Below are 18,826 nucleotides of genomic sequence, written 5' to 3'. Positions count from 1 at the left end.
CCACCCGTACCCAGACTCTCAGAAGATTCCCCAACGACGTGGAGACTTTTATGCCAGGCGCCATCTATGCCGAAGGTCTGGTCAAGACCTTCGGTGACGTAAGGGCTCTGGACGGCGTCGATCTCGATGTCCCCGAGGGCACCGTGCTGGGCCTGCTCGGGCCGAACGGCGCGGGCAAGACGACCACCGTCCGCTGTCTGACGACGCTGCTGCGCCCCGACAGCGGCAGGGCGGTCGTCGCCGGCCTCGACGTGCTGAAACAGCCCAACGAGGTGCGGCGCTCGATCGGCCTGTCCGGCCAGTTCGCCGCGGTGGACGAATACCTGACCGGCCGCGAGAACATCCAGATGGTCGGCCAGCTCTACCAGATGAAGGCCAAGGCCGCGAAGGCCCGGGCCGCGGAGCTGCTGGAGCAGTTCAACCTGGCGGACGCGGCCGACCGCCCCGCGAAGACCTACTCCGGCGGCATGCGCCGCCGCCTCGACCTGGCCGCGGCGCTCGTCGTGTCCCCGCCCGTGATGTTCATGGACGAGCCGACGACCGGCCTCGACCCGCGCAACCGCCAGCAACTGTGGGAGGTCATCAAACAGCTGGTCTCCGGCGGCACGACCCTGCTGCTGACCACCCAGTACCTGGAAGAGGCCGATCACCTCGCCCACGACATCGCCGTGGTCGACCACGGCCGTGTCATCGCCCGCGGCACCTCCGACCAGCTCAAGGCCCGCACCGGCGGCGAGCGCGTCGAGGTCGTGGTGCACGAGCGGGAGCACATCCCGACCGCCCGCGAGGTGCTGGGCGGCTTCGGCAAGGGCGACACCACCCTGGAGGAGCACACCCGCAAGCTCACCGTGCCCGTCACCGGCGGCGCGAAGCTCCTCGCCGAGGTCATCCGCGAACTGGACGCCCGCGGCATCGAGATAGACGACATCGGCCTGCGCCGCCCGACCCTGGACGACGTCTTCCTCTCCCTGACCGGTCACGTGGCCGAGACCAAGGACGAGGAGAACGGCACGGCAACCAAGAACGCCAAGGACGCCAAAGACACGCAGGACGCCAAAGACCGTCGGCACAAGAAGGAGAGCGCCAAGTGAGTGCCGCCAGCGACGCCGTGCGGATCACGGCGCCCACCAACCCCGTCACGCAGTCGGTCCGCGACTCGCTGGTCGTCGCCAAACGCAACCTGATCCGGATGTCCCGCATCCCGGAGATGGTCATCTTCGGGCTCATCCAGCCGATCATGTTCGTGGTGCTGTTCAGCTACGTCTTCGGCGGCTCGATGAACATCGGCGGCACCACCGACCCCGGCGTCTACCGCGAGTTCCTGATGGCGGGCATCTTCGCGCAGACGGTGACCTTCGCCACCGCGGGCGCCGGAGCGGGCATCGCCGACGACATGCACAAGGGGCTCATCGACCGCTTCCGCTCGCTGCCCATGGCTCGCGGCGCGGTGCTGACCGGACGGACGCTCGCCGACCTCGTGCAGACCGCGCTCACGCTGTTCGTGCTGGCCGTCGTCGCCCTGCTGGTCGGATGGCGGACCCACACCAGCGTGGGTGAGGTGCTCGGCGCCTTCGGGCTGCTGCTCCTGACGGGATACGCGTTCACCTGGATCGGCGCGGTGATCGGTCTGTCCGTGCGGACACCGGAAGCGGCCACCTCGGGCGGGCTGATCTGGCTCTTCCCCGTGACGTTCGTCTCCAACGCGTTCGTGGACTCCAGCCAGATGACGCCCTGGCTGCGCCACGTCGCCGACTGGAACCCGTTCAGCGCCACCGTCCAGGCCTGCCGCGAGCTGTTCGGCAACCCGGGGGTCTCGACCTCGGACGCCTGGCCGATGCAGCACTCGGTGTGGGCCTCGATGATCTACTCGGTCCTGATCATCGCCCTGTTCAGAACCCTCGCGGTGCGCAAGTACCGCTCGGCGACGGCCTGAGGCGCCCGACGGCGGCATGACGAGGCCCCCGGCGTCAGCGGACGCCGGGGGCTCGGAAGGACATGCCGGGGGCCGGGTCAGCCGCTGTAGGGCTCGGCCTTGAGGATGGTCACCGAGGCCTTCTTGCCGTTCGGCAGCTCGTACTGCGCGTTCTCGCCGACCTTGTGGCCGATCACGCCGGAGCCCAGCGGGGACTGCGGGGAGTACGTCTCGACGTCGGCACTCGCGTACTCGCGCGACGCCAGCAGGAAGGTCATCGTGTCGTCCTCGTCACCGTCGAAGGCGATCGTCACGACCATGCCGGGCGCCACCGCACCGTCGGTGGAGGCCGGGGCCTCACCGACCTTGGCGTTGTCCAGGAGCTGGGTCAGCTGGCGCACTCGGAGCTCCTGCTTGCCCTGCTCTTCCTTGGCCGCGTGGTACCCGCCGTTCTCGCGCAGGTCGCCCTCCTCGCGCGCGGCCGCGATCTTGGCGGCGATATCCGTGCGCGCAGGACCAGACAGGTACTCCAGCTCGGCCTTGAGCTGGTTGTACGCCTCCTGGGTCAGCCAGGTGACGTTCTCGCTGGTCTGGGTCACAGGTGCTCCTCGTAGGTACTGGGAATACAAAGCATCGCCCTACCCAGAAGAATGTTCCTTCACGGATGGGCGAAACCACGAGCCTAACAATTCAGCGGCCCAAGGGGGAGGACATAAGCCTCAGAATCCCGTCGTCGCAGGCCAGGGCCTACGCATCGCGGAGTACCTCAGTCGGCGTGACAGCCGAGCAGCTCGGCCGTGGTGCCCGGTGCCGTGGTGCGCAGCGTGAGGACCTTGTCGATGCGGGTGGCGTCCCCGTCGAAGCGGAAGTCGGCCCGGCCCACCTCGGCGCCGCTCTCCGCCTGGGAGCGCAGGGTGCAGTAGCCGTTCGCACCGGAGTCCTTGCGGACCTCCAGGTGGATCCGCACCGCGTCCTTCCCCGGCTCGAAGGTGATCACCTCGGCGCTGATCTTGTTCTGGCCGACGTAGTGGTACGCGAAGTACCCCACGAGGGCGAGAAGCAGAGCGGCGAGGACGGCACCGGCGATCTTGAGTCGGTGGTCGGCACGCTCGTCCGAGGAGCGGCCGTAGCGGCCCTCGGGCAGTCGCGTGCTCGCCGTGCTCATGATCGTCCCTCCCGGCAGGGCCTCCGAAGCGGGGGACCCGGAATTATTGGCCCCTCGATTCGGTCACTATAGAAGCGCCGATCGCACCCGTTCACATCGGGCGCCGACTACGAGGATTGAGTCTTGACTGACCAGCTGCGACTGATGGCCGTGCATGCCCACCCCGACGACGAGTCGAGCAAGGGCGCGGCCACCATGGCGAAGTACGTGTCCGAGGGGGTGGACGTGCTGGTCGTGACCTGCACGGGTGGGGAGCGCGGTTCCATCCTCAATCCCAAGCTGCAGGGCGACAAGTACATCGAGGAGAACATCCACGAGGTACGCAAGAAGGAGATGGACGAGGCCCGCGAGATCCTCGGCGTCGGGCAGGAGTGGCTCGGTTTCGTCGACTCCGGTCTGCCCGAGGGCGACCCGCTGCCGCCGCTGCCCGAGGGCTGCTTCGCCCTGGAGGACGTCGACAAGGCGTCCGGCGAGCTGGTGAAGAAGATCCGCTCGTTCCGTCCGCAGGTCATCACGACGTACGACGAGAACGGCGGCTACCCGCACCCCGACCACATCATGACCCACAAGATCTCGATGGTGGCGTTCGAGGGCGCGGCGGACACCGCGAAGTACCCGGAGGAGGAGTTCGGCCCGGCGTACCAGCCGCTGAAGCTGTACTACAACCAGGGCTTCAACCGCCCGCGCACCGAGGCGCTGCACCAGGCGATGCTGGACCGGGGCCTGGAGTCGCCGTACGGGGACTGGCTCAAGCGCTGGGACGAGATCCAGCGCGAGGAGCGGACCCTGACCACGCACGTTCCGTGCGCCGACTTCTACGAGATCCGCGACAAGGCCCTGATCGCGCACGCCACGCAGATCGACCCCGACGGCGGCTGGTTCCGGGTGCCGATGGACGTCCAGAAGGAGGTCTGGCCGACGGAGGAGTACGAGCTGGCGAAGTCCCTCGTCGATACCTCCCTCCCCGAGGACGACCTCTTTGCGGGCATCCGAGACAATGCCTGACATGAGCGCAAGCGCAAGCCTGGCAATGACGCACCTCACGACCCTCGCCAAGGAGGTCGACGAGGACAAGGTCACTCCCGGCGTCCTCGGCTTCATCGTCTTCGCGGCGATGGCCCTGGCCGTGTGGGCCCTGATGAAGTCGATGAGCAAGCACATGGGCAAGGTCGACTTCACGGAGACCTCGGACCCGACGAAGGCGGAGTCCGCGGACACCTCCGCCTCGGGTTCCGACTCGGCCTCCGGTTCCGCCTCCGCCGAGCCCGGGGCGAAGCAGGGCTGAGGAACGCCCACCGGTTCTTGTCCCTCACCGGCAGTGGCCGGCCAGGGACAGCACCAGGTGGGCGGACTCCGGCCGCAGAGGGTCCGAGCGGACCCCCGCCGGACCGCGCCCGCGCACGAAGACGTCGCCACTCGTCACGCCTGGGCCCTCACCGCCACGCCCATGACCTCCCGGGCGTGCCTGTTTGGCACCATCCCCAGCCGCCAAGCCTGCCAGCCGGCTTCGAGGTTCACTCCTCGTTCCAGCAGCAGCTGGTACGCCTCCACGTAGTCGTCCAGCTTCTCGTCCCGGGCCGGATGGCCCGCCCGCCCCAGCTGGGCCAGCTCCTCCTGCGCCACGGCGGTACCGATCTCCACGCCGCCCGGGGCGGCGTACGGCAGCAGCGTGCAGCGCAGGAAGCGTGCCCAGTCCTCGCCCCGTCGGTCTCCGTACGAGGTGAACAGGCCCACCGCCTCGTCGCACAGGGCGAGGGCCTGCGGGGTGCGGGCGTTGCCCGCGTCCACGACCGCGAGTTCCAGGCACGTCCACGCCTCGCCGTGGGCGACGCCGATGCGCTGGAAGTCTGCGCGGGCGTCGACCAGGAGCTGGCGGGCGAAGCCCGAGTTCCGCAGCGAACCCGTCTGCGCGGCGCGTTGGTCGCGGGTCGCCCGTGCCGAGTGGTGCCGGGCGCAGGCCAGGCCGTAGACGTCCCGCATCCGCGAGAACATCGTGCGCGAGCGTTCCAGCTCGCGGACCGCGAGGGTCAGGTTGCCGGTCTCCTCCAGGGCCTGGCCCAGGTAGTACACCGTCCACGCCTCACCGCGCGCGTCCTCGTTGTCGCGGTGCCGGGACGCCGCCTGGCGCAGGCCGTCGACCGCCGCCGACGCGTCGCCGGCGACCAGGCGGGCGCGGGCGAGCTGGGTCAGGGCCCACGCCTCGCCGCGGGCGTCGCGGGTGCGGCCGTACAGGTCGAGGGCCGTGCGCAGCTCCTGTTCCGCGCGCGGCACGTCGCCCATGCGCAGGCCGAGCTGGCCGAGCTGGAAGTGGGCCCAGGCCTCGCCGTGCACCGACTCGCCGGCGCGGTGCAGGAGCAGGGACTGGGTCAGCAGCTCCATCGCCTCAGCCAGCCGGGCCCGGTCACGTTCCACCGCGGCCAGCGCGTGCATCGTCCACGCCCGGTCCGTGGCCAGGTCGGGCGGCGCCTGGAGGTCCAGCGCCTCCCGGAGCTTGGACGCCGCCTCGGTCAGGTTGCCCTGGTGGTGGAGGGTGATGCCGAGCGAGCACAGGGCCCGGGCCGCGCCCGCGTCGTGGTGGGCCTCCATATAGAGGTCCACCACCGACGTCAGCGTCGTGCGCGCCTTGTCCAGCTCGCCCAGCTGCCGTGCCGCGATGCCCGTACGCCACTGCACCGAGCGGACCAGCAGTCCCTGGTCGACTGCCTGCGCCAACTCGCTGATCTCGCCCAGCCGGTAGAGGTCGCCGCGCAGCAGGCAGTAGTCGCACAGGGCGCCCAGCAGGTTGAGTACGGCCGCCTGGTTCACGCCCTCCGCGTGTCTCAGCGCCGCAGTGATGAAGCTCGACTCGTCGTCGAGCCAGCGCAGGGCCTCGTCGAGGGAGTGGAAGCCATGCGGGCTGAAGCGGTCCGAGCGGGTCGACATGTTGCCGTCGACCAGCCGCAGCACCGAGTCCGCGAGGTCGGCGTAGTTCACGATCAGGCGTTCTTGTGCCGCCGTACGTTCCGCGGGTTCCTCCTCGTCGAGGAGGCGGGCGTGGGCGAAGGCGCGGACCACGTCGTGGACGCGGTAGCGGCTGCCGCGGACGTGGTCGATGAGGCCGGCCCGGGCCAGCGCGACCAGATGGCGGCTGGCCTCCGTCTCGTCCGTGGCCAGCAGGGCGGCGGCCGCGGCGGCGCCGAGGGAGGCGCGGCCGGCCAGGGCGAGGCGGCGCAGCAGCCGACGGGCCGTGTCCGTCTGGTCGGTGTAGCGCAGCCACAGGACTCTCTCGGCGGGTTCGACCGGGCCGTACGCGTCGAGATCGGTGGCGAGTTGGCGGGGTGAGCGCGGGCCGAGCGAGGAGCCGGCTATGCGCAGGGCGAGCGGCAGGCCGCCGCACAGCCGGCTGATGCGCTCGGTGGACTCGGCGTCGTAGGGGCCGGTGCTGTCCTGCGCGGCCGCCGTCAGCAGCTCTTCCGCGCCGGGCCCGTCCAGGGTCTCGACGGGCAGGTGGTGCACCCGGGCGGCGAGGTCGGCGGGCAGGTCGAGGGGCTGCCGGGCAGTGACCAGGACGAGGCTGTCGGAGCGCTCGGGGATGAGGGTGCGGACCTGCTCGGGGTCCGAGGCGTCGTCCAGGACGATGGTGACGGGCAGGCCGGTCAGATGCTGGTGGTACAGCTCGCTCAGCCGCTTGACCTGCTGGTCCGCGGAGGAACGCTCACGGAACAGCAGCTGTTCGCGGGGGGCGCCGAGCCGGTTCAGCAGGTGCAGCAGCGCGTCGCGGGTCGACAGCGGTGCCTCCTCCGGGCTGTCGCCGCGCAGGTCGACCACGCAGGCGCCGCGGAAGTAGTCCTTCAGGTCGTGGGCGGCGCGCACGGCGAGTGTCGTACGACCGCTGCCCTGCGCCCCGTGCAGGACGACGACCGTCGGCCGGGTCTCGGTGCTGGCGCGGGCCGCCTGCACCCACTGCCGGATCCGGCCCGTCTCCTGGCGCCGGCCCGCGAACGTGCCCACCGGCTCGGGGAGTTGACCGAACGACTGCTCCAGTACGTTTCGTCCGCGGGCCGCCGCGCTCTTGTCGGCGCCCTTCAGCCGCGGTCCCGTCTGCTTCGGGCCGGTGGAGGCGTTGCGTACCCGCTGCTGGTCGAGGTAGGGGCGGATGCCGCGTACCTCGAGAGCCGTCAGCCACTGCAACCGCAGCTGCTCGGGGCCGCCGGGCTGGCCGAGTGCGCCCGCGCGGTGGTGCGCGGCGGGCAGATGCGAACCGGCCACCTTCACGACCGTCGCCGCCGCGCCCACCACGCCCACGGCCATCCCGGCCCCGAGCGCGGTGCTCGCGCCGGTGCCGAGAGCCAGGTCGGCGACCGTGGCCGCGACCGCCGCGACGCCCGCCACCAGCAAGGGAGTGCCGCCGCCCTCGCGCGCGTACCGCTGCCCGAAGGTGAGCTGGCCGGCCTCCGACTCCTCCAGGGCGCGTGTGTACGCCTCGTACTCCTCCGCGGACGTCTGCGCCATCGAGTCCAGCGCGGCGCGGGCCCGGGACAGCAGTACGGTCCCGTCGGTGCGCCCGCCCGACCGCCGCACCTCCTCCTCCACGGCCCGTGCCAGCAACCGCTCGGCCTCCGCGCGATGACTGTCCCGCATGTCACGTCCCCCTCCGGCGGCAACTCCTTCGCCTACAAGTGTCCTTCGGGGGGAGGCGTGAGCGCGAGAGGGGCGGCGATCACCGGTTCCGGTTCGGTGACCTAAGAGTCACTCGATCGTTCTTGTGGATGTCGAGTGAATTGTCGAACGGGGGTGTTGTGCGGCACATTGCTACAGAGGAGTCGACTGGACGGATTCCGGTGTCGTCCTACGCTCGGACATCGGAGGATGTTCGCCAGCGCGACGGGCACGGTGTGCGTTATCAGTCGCGGGTCAATGAACGGATCGCGCAAGAGCACGGTTGCGTGGTGGTCGCGAGGTACAGCGACAATGGCATCAGCGCGTCCAGAGCAGGCGTGGTGCGTCCGGGTTTTGACCGCTTGCTCACGGACCTGACGTGGGGGTGCACCGGTGGCGGACAACCGATCCTTGGGGTCGTCTGTGTCGCGGATGACCGGCTGTATCGGCGTGCTGAGGACCTTGCCCGTTTCTTCGCGGCATTGACCAGCCTCCCAGGACGTATTCACGTCGATCCGCAAGGTGTCCGTGACCCGTACTCGCCCGAGGGGCTCTCGCGGGCTGTGCAATCACTGGATGCCGCCGTTGCGGAGACGCAGGTCAGGAGCCGTCGGCTCCTCGACTGGCACTGGGCCCGAGCTGTCGAAGGCGTTCCGCACAGCGGTCCGAGGCCCTTCGGCTGGCAGGAGGACAGGATCACTCTGTTCCCCGATGAAGCGAGGCTGGTCAAGCAGGCGATCGACGACCGCATCGCCGGGAAGGCGGTCCGGGCCATCGCACGTGACTGGTGTGAACTGGGGGTCACCGGTAGTCGCGGAGGCAGGCCGAATCCCCAGACCGTGACGCAGATCATGACCGCCCCCAGGGTGTTCGGGTACCGGGCCAATAAGGGGCAACTGCTGCTGGCTCCGGAAACCGGTCAACCGGTCCTGGGCCAGTGGGAGCCCATCGTGACGCCGGACGAGTGGCGTGCGGTGTGTGCGACTTTCTCGCCCGGCAGCCTCTACCTTCATCGGGGGAGCGGTGCTCCCAGGCTCACCGGGAAGGAGAAACCGGCTCCACGTCACCTGGCTACTGGCTTCCTTCGGTGCGGTGCGCAAGCCCCCGACGGCATCGTCTGCCGCGGCGCGCTGTGCGCCCAGAAGGGGCGGAGCAAGAAGAGCCCGTATGTCTACTCCTGCCGTAGCTGCGGTCGATGCAGTATCAGCGGGCCACTGACCGACGAAGTCCTTGAACGGCTGATCGTCTCTAACACCGAAGGACCCGTGCGGCTGTCAGACGCCATGCGTGAACGCTGGCAGTCCGGGGAGATGGAGATCGAGGAGAAGCGCGAGATCGTGGGGTCTGTCGTCGCGAGTTGTCTCGTCCGACCTGGGGTCAAAGGAGCCCGTGCCTGGGATCACTCGCGGGTGGAACCCGTTCTCAAGCGCCCCCGTCATGCAGGATGGAGCTATGCCGAACCGACTGGCCCATGAGACGTCCCCCTACCTCCTCCAGCACGCCGAGAACCCCGTCGACTGGTGGCCGTGGTCGAGTGAGGCATTCGACGAGGCGCGGCGGCGGGGGCTTCCCGTGCATCTGAGCGTCGGCTATTCGAGCTGTCACTGGTGCCATGTTCTCGCCAAGGAGAGTTTCGAGGACGAGGCGGTCGCCGCCTACATGAACGAGCACTTCATCAACATCAAGGTCGACCGCGAGGAACGCCCCGACGTGGACGCCGTCTACATGGAGGCCGTCCAGGCGGCCACCGGGCAGGGCGGCTGGCCCATGACGGTGTTCCTGACACCGGACGCCGAGCCCTTCTACTTCGGCACCTACTTCCCGCCCGCCCCGCGCCAGGGCATGCCCGCCTTCCGGCAGGTCCTGCAGGGCGTGCACAGCGCCTGGGCCGACCGGCGGGACGAGGTCGCCGAGGTGGCCGGGAAGATCGTGCGGGACCTGGCGGGGCGGGAGATCTCCTACGGCGACAGCCAGGCGCCCGGCGAGGAGCAGCTGGCCGCGGCCCTCCTCGGGCTCACCCGGGAGTACGACGCGCAGCGCGGCGGGTTCGGCGGGGCGCCCAAGTTCCCACCGTCCATGGCCGTCGAGTTCCTGCTGCGGCACCACGCGCGGACCGGGGCCGAGGGTGCCCTGCAGATGGCCCGGGACACCTGTGAGCGGATGGCCCGCGGGGGTATCTACGACCAGCTCGGCGGCGGGTTCGCCCGCTACTCCGTCGACCGGGACTGGGTCGTGCCGCACTTCGAGAAGATGCTGTACGACAACGCCCTGCTGTGCCGCGTCTACGCTCACCTGTGGCGGTCCACCGGCTCCGAGCTCGCCCGCCGGGTCGCGCTGGAGACCGCCGACTTCATGGTGCGGGAACTGCGCACGAACGAAGGCGGGTTCTCCTCCGCGCTCGACGCCGACAGCGACGACGGGACCGGGAAGCACGTCGAGGGTGCCTACTACGTCTGGACGCCCGCGCAACTGCGCGAGGTGCTCGGGGACGAGGACGCCGAGCTCGCCGTCCGGTACTTCGGCGTCACCGAGGAGGGGACCTTCGAGCACGGCTCGTCCGTCCTCCAACTCCCGCAGCAGGACGAGTTCTTCGACGCCGACCGGATCGCGTCCGTCAAGGAACGCCTCCTTCGCAAGCGGAGCGACCGCCCCGCACCCGGCCGTGACGACAAGGTCGTCGCCGCCTGGAACGGGCTCGCGATCGCCGCGCTCGCCGAGACCGGCGCCTACTTCGACCGTCCCGACCTGATCGAGGCCGCGCTCGGCGCCGCCGACCTCCTCGTGCGGCTGCACCTGGACGAGCAGGCCCGCCTCTCGCGGACCAGCAAGGACGGGCATGTCGGCGCGAACGCCGGGGTGTTGGAGGACTACGCCGACGTGGCGGAGGGCTTCCTCGCGCTGGCCTCCGTGACCGGCGAGGGTGTGTGGCTGGAGTTCGCCGGGTTCCTCCTCGACCACGTCCTCACGCGGTTCGCCGACGACTCCGGCAGCCTCTACGACACCGCCGCCGACGCCGAGAAGCTGATCCGCCGCCCGCAGGACCCCACCGACAACGCCACCCCTTCCGGTTGGACCGCCGCCGCCGGAGCCCTGGTCGGCTACGCCGCGCAGACCGGCGCCGAGCCGCACCGCGCCGCCGCCGAGAAGGCACTCGGCGTCGTCAAGGCGCTCGGCCCGCGCGTCCCCCGCTTCATCGGCTGGGGACTCGCCGTCGCCGAGGCGCTGCTCGACGGGCCGCGCGAGGTGGCGATCGTCGGCCCGGCCCTCGACGACCCGGGCACAAAGGCCCTGCACCGCACGGCACTTCTCGGCACGGCCCCCGGTGCCGTGGTCGCCGTGGGGACCCCCGGCAGCGACGAGTTCCCGCTGCTCGCCGACCGTCCGCTGAGCAACGGTGAACCGACCGCGTTTGTCTGTCGTAACTTCACATGTGACGCCCCGACGACCGATCCGGACCGGCTTCGCTCGCAACTGAGCGGCTGAACCGGAAGCGGAGGTGTCTCTTTCGCGTGCCAAAATTGCGCATGTGTTCGGATACATCCCGCTACCAGCGTCACCGTTCCGAAACACGCTATTTATCGGAACAGCTCCCGCGCTTCACAGTTCCCCCCTAATCTCTGCACAGTGACGCGACGGATGTGGACATCCGTCGCGACAGGGGGTTTTGGGATCTGGGGGGATCTGTTGCTGACGTCTGTCTTCATCGCTGCCGTCTCGCTTGCCTTGTTCTGGATGGCGGCGTTCACCTTGTGGTGGCAGATGCACGCGTGGCGTACGCCCGAAGTGCTCGCCTCCACCCGCTTCCACAGACCGGACGGCGGGGAGAGCCTGTCGTTCTCGCTGCTGCTTCCGGCGCGGCACGAACAGGCCGTGCTCGACCACACCATCCAGCGGCTGCTGGAGTCGAGCCACACCGACTTCGAGATCATCGTGATCGTGGGGCACGACGACCCGGAGACCACGGCGGTCGCCTGCGACGCCGCGGACCGTGACCCGCGCGTGCGGGTCGTGGTCGACACCCACGAGAAGAAGAACAAGCCCAAGGCCATGAACACGGCGCTGCCGCACTGCCGCGGCGACGTCGTCGGGGTCTTCGACGCCGAGGACCAGGTCCACCCGGAACTGCTCGCCCACGTCGACCACGCCTTCCGCACGACCGGCGCCGACGTCGTCCAGGGCGGTGTCCAGCTGATCAACTTCCACTCCAGCTGGTACAGCCTGCGCAACTGCCTGGAGTACTTCTTCTGGTTCCGCTCCCGGCTGCACCTGCACGCGCAGAAAGGGTTCATCCCGCTCGGCGGCAACACCGTCTTCGTGAAGACGGACGTACTGCGGGAAGCCGACGGCTGGGACCCCGACTGCCTCGCCGAGGACTGCGACCTGGGCGTGCGCCTGTCCAGCGTCGGCAAGAAGGTCGTCGTCGCCTACGACTCCGACATGGTGACCAAGGAGGAGACCCCCGGTTCGCTGATGTCGCTGCTGAAGCAGCGCACCCGCTGGAACCAGGGCTTCCTCCAGGTGTACCGCAAGAAGGACTGGAAGCAACTGCCGGGATTCGGGCAGCGGTTGCTGGCCCGCTACACCCTCATGACGCCGTTCATGCAGGCCTTCACGGGCATCATCATCCCGCTCAACGTGGCCATCGCGCTCTTCCTCGACGTGCCCGTGAGCATCGCGTTCATCACCTTCCTGCCGGCCGTGACCGCCCTGGTCACCTTCGTCTTCGAGCTCGTCGGGCTGCACGACTTCGGCAAGCAGTACGGACTTCGCGTCCGCTTCGGCCACTACGTCAAGCTCGTCGTGGGCGGCCCCTTCTACCAGGTGCTCCTCGCCGGGGCCGCCGTCCGCGCCGTCTGGCGTGAGCAGCGCGGCCGCAACGACTGGGAGTTGACCACTCATGTCGGCGCGCACCTCACCCCGTCCGAAGTGACCCGAGAGGACGTCCCTGCGTGACCTCCACCCTTCCCGCGGTGACCACTCCCAAGGTCCCCGCTCAGCGGCAGCCTGCGCCCGAACCCGGTCCGGCCGGCCCGGCGGCTCCACCGAGCCGCCTGCGTTCGTCCCGCTCCGACCTTCTGCTGTGCGGTCTGCTCCTCGTGGCGATCCTGGTCGTGCAGGGCTGGAACATCGCCGACTACCCGACGCTCAGCGACGACGAGGGCACCTACCTGGCCCAGGCCTGGGCGGTCCAGGAGGGCAGGGGCCTCGCGCACTACACCTACTGGTACGACCACCCGCCGCTCGGCTGGATCCAGTTGGCCCTGCTGACCTGGATACCCGCGATGATCAGCCCCGAGTCGATGACCGTGGGCTCGATGCGCGCGGTGATGCTGGTGATCAGCGGTATCAGCGCGGTGCTGGTCTACGTCCTGGGCCGCCGGCTCTCCCTGCCCCGCTGGGCCGCCGGGCTCGGCATGGTCTTCTTCGGGCTCTCGCCGCTGTCCGTCGTCCTCCAGCGCGAGATCTTCCTCGACAACCTCGCGGTGATGTGGACGCTCGTGGCGTTCACCCTCGCCGCCTCCCCGAGCCGTCACCTATGGCACCACTTCGGGGCGGGGATCGCGGCCGCCACGGCCGTCCTCACCAAGGAGACGATGCTCGTCATCCTGCCCGCGCTCCTGGTCACCATGTGGCGGCACAGCCACCGCGACACCCGGAAGTTCGCGGTCACCGGCGCCATCACGGCCTGCACGCTGATCGGCTTCTCGTACCCCCTGTTCGCCCTCCTCAAGGGCGAGTTGCTGCCCGGCGGCGGGCACGTCTCCCTCTGGGACGGCGTCAAGTACCAGATGACCAGGCCGGGTTCGGGCTTCATCCTGGACCAGGGCTCCGGTTCCCACGGCGTCTTCGAGTCCTGGCTCTACTACGACCGTGTCCTGCCCCTGGGCGGCCTCGCCGGCGCCCTCCTGCTGCTGGCCACCTGGCGCTGGTCGGTCACCGCCCGCGCCCTGGCCGGACCCGCCCTGACGGTGGCGATCCTCGCCGCGCTGGCCCTGCGCCCCAACGGCTACCTGCCCGCGATGTACGTCATCCAGGCGCTGCCCTTCCTCGCTCTCGTCCTCGCCGGAGGCACCGCCTCCGTCGCCCACGCCGTGCTGCGCAGATGGCGCACCGAGGGGGAGAAACGATTGCTCACCGGTGGGCGGTACGCCCTCGCGGCGGTCCTCGCCGTCGCCGCCGGCGCCTACGTCGTACCGAAGTGGTACGACGGCGCCCGCACCGCCGTCACCGTCGACGCCAACGCCCCCTACCAGGCCGCCTCGAAGTGGCTCGCCACCGAGGTGGAGGACCCCGAGGACACCCGGGTGCTCGTCGACGACGCGATGTGGCTGGACCTGGTGCACGCCGGGTACCGGCCCGGGCTCGGCGTCATCTGGTTCTACAAGGCCGACCTCGACCCGGCGGTGACCAAGACGATGCCGCGCGGCTGGAAGGACGTCGACTACGTCGTGGCCTCCCCGACGGTGCGGCGTGACGCGGTCGACCTGCCCAACGTCAAGGCGGCCATCCAGCACTCGAAACCGGTCGCCGTCTTCGGCACCGGTGCGGACCGGATCGAGATCCGGCAGATCCAGACCACCGGCACCGCCGCGGGAGGCGTCCGATGACCCAGGAATCCATCGTCCCCGGAGAACTGGGCGATCCGGCCGTACGGGCCACCGCGAGTGAGCCGAAGGGGCGCGCCGGTGTCGAGAGGGCGAACGCGCGGAGGCCCGAAGGGCTGAGCACGATCGCCCTCTCGACACCGGCTGGAGCGCCCCGGAGGCGAACCGAGCCGGCAGAAGGTGCGGTGCCCGAACCGGGCGCCGTCACCATCGTCGTCCCGACGTTCAACGAGTCCGCGAACGTACGGCAGCTGCTGCGCCAGATCAGCGAGTCGGTGCCGTCCAGGCTGCCCTGCGAGGTCGTCTTCGTGGACGACTCCACCGACGACACCCCCCAGGTCATCCACGAGGCCGCGAAGGACTGCCCCTTCCCGGTGACCGTCCTGCACCGGGACAAGCCGGTCGGCGGGCTCGGCGGCGCGGTCGTCGAGGGCATGAAGGCGGCCGGGTCGGACTGGATCGTCGTGATGGACGGCGACTGCCAGCATCCTCCGTCGCTGGTACCGGAGTTGGTCGCCACCGGCGAGCGGGCCAACGCCGGTCTCGTCGTCGCCTCCCGCTACATCAAGGGCGGCAGCCGCGCCGGACTCGCGGGCAACTACCGGGTCGCCGTCTCGCGCGCGGCGACCTGGCTGACCAAGTCCCTCTTCCCGCGCAAGCTGCACGGCATCAGCGACCCGATGAGCGGCTTCTTCGCCATCCGGCGCAGCGCCGTCACCGCCGACGTGCTCCAGCCCCTCGGCTACAAGATCCTCCTCGAACTCGCCGTGCGCAGCCGTCCGCGCGGGGTGACCGAGGTCCCGTTCGTGTTCCAGGACCGGTTCGCGGGCGAGTCCAAGTCCAGTGCCCAGGAGGGCTTCCGCTTCCTGCGTCACCTGGCCGGTCTGCGCACCGCCTCGCCGGTCGCCCGCATGGTCGGCTTCGGCCTGATCGGCGCGACGGGGTTCGTGCCCAACCTGCTCGGCCTGTGGGTGCTGACCCTGCTCGGCATGCACTACCTGCCGGCGGAGATCCTCGCCAACCAGCTCGGCGTCGCCTGGAACTTCCTGCTCATCGAGCACCTGCTGTTCCGCGACCGCCGCCGGCACCGGCAGGTCTGGGACCGCGTCGGCCGGTTCGCGCTGCTCGCCAACGCGGACCTGGTGCTGCGGATCCCGCTGATCGCCCTGTTCGTCCACCGGTTTGACATGAGCGCGCTGTCCGCGACCGCTCTGGCCCTGGTGACGACCTTCGTCCTGCGCTTCGTGGGGACCGAAGCGCTGGTCTATCTGCCGCGAAGGGGCCGCGGGGGCCTCGACAGCGGTCGTACCGCAAGGAGAGCCGAGTGAACAGACACCGTAGGAGATCCGCCCTCCTGGCCGTGGCAGGCCTGACGGGGGGCCTTCTTCTCACCTCACCCCAGCCAGCCTCCGCCGCCAACCTCGTCAAGAACCCCGGCTTCGAGACCGCCGGCACCGACGGGATGCCGTACTGCTGGGAGAAGTCCGGCTGGGGCGACAACGACTTCAGCTTCACCACCACCTCCGACGCCCACTCCGGCTCCAAGGCCATGAAGGTCGAACTGACCCGCAGGGCCGAGGGCGACCGCAAGGCGCTGATCACCGAGTCGGCTCAGTGCGCGCCGGTCGTGACCGCGGGCAAGCAGTACGACCTGGGGCTCTGGTACAAGTCGACCACCCCGGACACCTCCGTCACCCTCTTCCGGCACGACGCGACGGCGGGCTGGCAGTACTGGACCGACCTCAAGACGCTGGCGATGGCGGGCAGTTGGACCGAGGCGTCGGTCCGCACCCCGGAGGTCCCGGCCGGTACGGACCGCATCACGTTCGGCGTCTCCGTCTACGGCACCGGCTCGGTCACCACCGACGACTACACGATGGACCAGGTCGCCGACCCGGTCCCGGACCCGGTGTGCACGGGCACGCCCGCGGAGTGCGCCAACGGCAGGTGGGACGTGCTGCCCACCCAGAACCCGGTCCGCTCCATGCACTCCGTCGTCCTCCACAACGGCAAGGTGCTGCTGATCGCGGGCTCCGGCAACAGCGAGGAGCAGTTCAACGCGGGCACCTTCACCTCCGCGGTCTACAACCCGGCCACCGGCACCTACAAGGTCATCCCCACGCCGAAGGACATGTTCTGCTCCGGGCACGTCCAGCTCCAGGACGGGCGCGTGCTGGTGATGAGCGGCAACAAGGGCTATCCGTCCGCCGACGGCACGATCGGCTACCAGGGCTACAAGGACTCGTACATCTTCGACCCGGTCACCGAGACGTACAGCAAGACCAACAACATGAACGACGGCCACTGGTACCCGTCGGCGACCGCCCTCGGCAACGGTGACGTCATCTCCTTCGGCGGGCTGAAGGAGGACTCGACCGGCTCGGTGACCGCCGAGCTGTGGTCCGACGCCGAGCAGCAGTGGCTGCCGACCTGGAAGGTCAACCAGACCTGGTCGTACTGGGGCCTGTACCCGTCGATGATCCTTATGCAGGACGGCCGCCTCTTCTACTCGGGCAGCCACACCTTCGGCAACAACATCCCCGGCACCGGATCGGCGATCTACGACTACGACGCCAACACGATCACGCAGGTCCCGGGCCTGCAGAACAAGGACGAGCGCGACCAGTCGGCGAGCGTACTGCTGCCCCCGGCGCAGGATCAGAAGGTCCTCACCCTCGGCGGCGGCAACATCGACTCCAACCCGGACGGCAACCGGCTCACCGACGTCATCGACCTCAAGGACGCCAACCCGGCGTACGTCGCCGGGCCGCCGATCCCGCAGGGCACGGTCGACCTGGGCAACGGTCCGGTCCCGCAGACCGGCAACCAGGGCAAGATGTACGTCTCCGCCGTGCTCCTGCCCGACGGCAAGGTCCTGGAGACGGGCGGCGCCCTGCACAACCGGGCCGACCCCGTCTACGAGACGTCGATCTACGACCCGGCGACCAACACCTTCGACCCGGTGGCCGCCGACCCCGAGGCCCGCGGCTACCACTCGTCCGCGTTCCTGCTGCCCGACGGCCGGGTGATGACCACCGGTGACAACCCGGGCAACGGCACCTGGAACCACAACGTGTCGATCTACACCCCGCCCTATCTCCTCAAGGGCGCGCGTCCGACGATCACTTCGGTGATCGACACCGAGTGGAACTACGGCGACACCCAGCGGATCACCGTCGACCGGCCCATCGCGAAGGCCGAGCTGATCCGCCCGGCCGCGGTCACCCACTCCTCGGACCCGAACCAGCGGTTCGTGGACCTGCCGCTGTCGGTGGACGGCAACAACATCGACCTGAACGTGACCAGCAACCCCGACATGGCCCCGCCCGGCTGGTACATGCTCTTCGCCGTCGACGCGGGCGGCGTGCCGTCGGTCGCCAAGTGGGTTCATCTGCAAGGACCGTCGGCCCTGAGCGCCACCGACGCCTCCGCGCACGTCCACTCCTTCGCCGACTCCCTGGAGGGCACGGTCCAGACACCCGGCAAGAAGAAGACCTCGCAGAAGGTCAGCCCCACCGTCTCCGGCTGCGACCGGCACTACGGCTCCATCAACGTCTGCGTGCCGACCGCCTTCCCCGACGAGGTGAAGAACACGACGGCCGCCCGCTGTGCCTGGCTGAAGACGAACGAATACGGCCGTCTGAAGGTCAACGGCAAGGACGACCCGCTCAGGCTCGACCGGAACAGGGACGGGATCGCCTGCGGAAAGGGTGACGTGAAGAAGAAGAGTTAGCGGTCGCCCGCGAACTCCTTCAGGGCGCGCTCCACGATGGCCTCCAGCTGCTCGTGGTGCGCGCCCTTCCAGTACGCCCGCCCGCACGCCACGCATTGCGCGAACACGTCGTACGACCGCTGCGTCCCGCCCTCCAGCTGGTCCGCCACCTCGTCCTTGGTGGCCTCGCGCAGCAGCCCGTTGCAGGCGATGCACCGGGTCCACGGCCGGAGCTCAGGGCGGAAGCGGTCCAGGACGTCCTGGAGTTGGTCCTCGGGACGGGTGCTGTAGACGAACGCCCCCGCCCACAGCTCGCGGCGGCGCAGCAGGCCCCGGTCCCGGCTGAGCATGACCCGGTGTTCGGCCGCCGAGCGGGCGGCGAGGGCCGGATCGCCGATGTCCAGCGACTCGTACGCCGTGTCCACGCCGAGCAGACGCAGGCGGCGGGCGAGGGTGCCGAGGTGGACGTCGAGGAGGAAGCGGAGGGGAGCGCCGGGGACCCGCTGGGGCCGCTCGACGGCCCCCACCCGGACGGATTCGCCCGCCGCCGGGAGGTGCGAGACGGGCGCCTCGCGGCCGTCCACGACGAGGGAGCCGACCTCGGTCAGTGGGACGCCGAGGGACTCCACGACATGGCCGAGGGTGGAGACGCCGTCGATGACGACCGGGGTGGCGCCGGCCCGCCGACCGTGCCGGACGAACAGGGCCAGCTCGGGGCCGAATTCCACCTGGATCTCCGCTACTGCGCTCACCGGGTCAGGATGTCACGGCCGGGCGACATGTCATCCATGTAT

14 protein-coding genes are annotated in these 18,826 nt (G+C 69.8%); 10 read left to right on the top strand and 4 right to left on the bottom strand.

The genetic code is table 11. The features are described 5' to 3' along the window. Positions 1 to 50 precede the first annotated feature (50 nt). Both KUM49_RS36775 and KUM49_RS36770 read left to right on the top strand, forming a co-directional pair. Positions 51 to 1,091 carry an ATP-binding cassette domain-containing protein gene (locus tag KUM49_RS36775; protein WP_217241312.1) on the top strand — a complete coding sequence of 347 codons (1,041 nt, stop codon included), beginning with the start codon at positions 51 to 53 and terminating at the stop codon, positions 1,089 to 1,091. Continuing rightward, positions 1,088 to 1,933, top strand: a complete 846-nt coding sequence (locus tag KUM49_RS36770; RefSeq protein WP_217241311.1) for an ABC transporter permease — start codon at positions 1,088 to 1,090, stop codon at positions 1,931 to 1,933. Before KUM49_RS36775 ends, KUM49_RS36770 begins: the two co-directional genes overlap by 4 nt. Before the next feature lie 77 nt (positions 1,934 to 2,010). On the opposite strand, the gene greA is transcribed toward KUM49_RS36770, so the two are convergent. Continuing rightward, a complete protein-coding gene (gene greA, locus KUM49_RS36765; protein WP_217241310.1) occupies positions 2,011 to 2,511 on the bottom strand; it encodes a transcription elongation factor GreA in 501 nt (166 codons plus the stop codon). Positions 2,512 to 2,678: 167 nt separating this feature from the next. Next, positions 2,679 to 3,077, bottom strand: a complete 399-nt coding sequence (locus KUM49_RS36760) for a DUF4307 domain-containing protein (RefSeq protein ID WP_217241309.1) — start codon at positions 3,075 to 3,077, stop codon at positions 2,679 to 2,681. Positions 3,078 to 3,200: 123 nt separating this feature from the next. Between KUM49_RS36760 and mca the strand changes: the two genes are divergently transcribed. Beyond that, entirely contained in the window at positions 3,201 to 4,082 is an 882-nt protein-coding gene (gene mca, locus KUM49_RS36755) for a mycothiol conjugate amidase Mca (protein WP_217241308.1), read from the top strand. Then, entirely contained in the window at positions 4,075 to 4,362 is a 288-nt protein-coding gene (locus tag KUM49_RS36750; protein WP_217241307.1) for a hypothetical protein, read from the top strand. Before mca ends, KUM49_RS36750 begins: the two co-directional genes overlap by 8 nt. A 134-nt stretch (positions 4,363 to 4,496) precedes the next feature. Here the strand turns inward: KUM49_RS36750 and KUM49_RS36745 are convergent, their stop codons facing one another. Continuing rightward, a complete protein-coding gene (locus tag KUM49_RS36745) occupies positions 4,497 to 7,697 on the bottom strand; it encodes a tetratricopeptide repeat protein (RefSeq protein WP_217241306.1) in 3,201 nt (1,066 codons plus the stop codon). Positions 7,698 to 7,897: 200 nt separating this feature from the next. Between KUM49_RS36745 and KUM49_RS36740 the strand changes: the two genes are divergently transcribed. The 6 genes from KUM49_RS36740 to KUM49_RS36715 all read left to right on the top strand — a co-directional run bounded on the left by KUM49_RS36740 (position 7,898) and on the right by KUM49_RS36715 (position 18,053). Next, positions 7,898 to 9,190 carry a recombinase family protein gene (locus KUM49_RS36740; protein ID WP_217241305.1) on the top strand — a complete coding sequence of 431 codons (1,293 nt, stop codon included), beginning with the start codon at positions 7,898 to 7,900 and terminating at the stop codon, positions 9,188 to 9,190. Continuing rightward, entirely contained in the window at positions 9,168 to 11,198 is a 2,031-nt protein-coding gene (locus KUM49_RS36735) for a thioredoxin domain-containing protein (protein WP_217241304.1), read from the top strand. The genes KUM49_RS36740 and KUM49_RS36735 overlap by 23 nt, the downstream gene beginning before the upstream one ends. Before the next feature lie 201 nt (positions 11,199 to 11,399). Then, positions 11,400 to 12,668, top strand: a complete 1,269-nt coding sequence (locus KUM49_RS36730; RefSeq protein WP_217241303.1) for a glycosyltransferase — start codon at positions 11,400 to 11,402, stop codon at positions 12,666 to 12,668. After that, entirely contained in the window at positions 12,665 to 14,323 is a 1,659-nt protein-coding gene (locus tag KUM49_RS36725) for a glycosyltransferase family 39 protein (RefSeq protein WP_217241302.1), read from the top strand. The genes KUM49_RS36730 and KUM49_RS36725 overlap by 4 nt, the downstream gene beginning before the upstream one ends. Continuing rightward, the gene (locus tag KUM49_RS36720) at positions 14,320 to 15,648 is read left to right on the top strand and encodes a glycosyltransferase family 2 protein (RefSeq protein WP_254402345.1); all 1,329 of its coding nucleotides are present in this window, start codon (positions 14,320 to 14,322) and stop codon (positions 15,646 to 15,648) included. The genes KUM49_RS36725 and KUM49_RS36720 overlap by 4 nt, the downstream gene beginning before the upstream one ends. After that, on the top strand, positions 15,645 to 18,053 hold the full coding sequence (locus KUM49_RS36715; protein ID WP_217241301.1) for a galactose oxidase-like domain-containing protein: 2,409 nt from the start codon (positions 15,645 to 15,647) through the stop codon (positions 18,051 to 18,053). The genes KUM49_RS36720 and KUM49_RS36715 overlap by 4 nt, the downstream gene beginning before the upstream one ends. On the opposite strand, the gene KUM49_RS36710 is transcribed toward KUM49_RS36715, so the two are convergent. Beyond that, a complete protein-coding gene (locus KUM49_RS36710) occupies positions 18,050 to 18,784 on the bottom strand; it encodes a Mut7-C ubiquitin/RNAse domain-containing protein (protein WP_217241300.1) in 735 nt (244 codons plus the stop codon). The two genes, KUM49_RS36715 and KUM49_RS36710, sit on opposite strands and share 4 nt — an antisense overlap. Positions 18,785 to 18,826 lie beyond the last annotated feature (42 nt).

The sequence above is a fragment of the Streptomyces sp. AC555_RSS877 genome (assembly GCF_019049245.1).
In the GTDB taxonomy this organism is placed as follows: Bacteria; Actinomycetota; Actinomycetes; order Streptomycetales; family Streptomycetaceae; genus Streptomyces.
The sequence above is the reverse complement of the archived record's forward strand: the minus strand, read 5'-3'. Positions and strand labels throughout refer to the sequence as shown.

Excerpts from the sequence above, each read along its gene's own strand:
- KUM49_RS36745 (WP_217241306.1), bottom strand. The coding sequence starts at position 7,697 with ATGCGGGACAGTCATCGCGCGGAGGCCGAGCGGTTGCTGGCACGGGCC.
- KUM49_RS36720 (WP_254402345.1), top strand. The coding sequence starts at position 14,320 with ATGACCCAGGAATCCATCGTCCCCGGAGAACTGGGCGATCCGGCCGTA.
- KUM49_RS36775 (WP_217241312.1), top strand. The coding sequence starts at position 51 with ATGCCAGGCGCCATCTATGCCGAAGGTCTGGTCAAGACCTTCGGTGAC.
- KUM49_RS36760 (WP_217241309.1), bottom strand. The coding sequence starts at position 3,077 with ATGAGCACGGCGAGCACGCGACTGCCCGAGGGCCGCTACGGCCGCTCC.
- KUM49_RS36750 (WP_217241307.1), top strand. The coding sequence starts at position 4,075 with ATGCCTGACATGAGCGCAAGCGCAAGCCTGGCAATGACGCACCTCACG.
- KUM49_RS36735 (WP_217241304.1), top strand. The coding sequence starts at position 9,168 with ATGCCGAACCGACTGGCCCATGAGACGTCCCCCTACCTCCTCCAGCAC.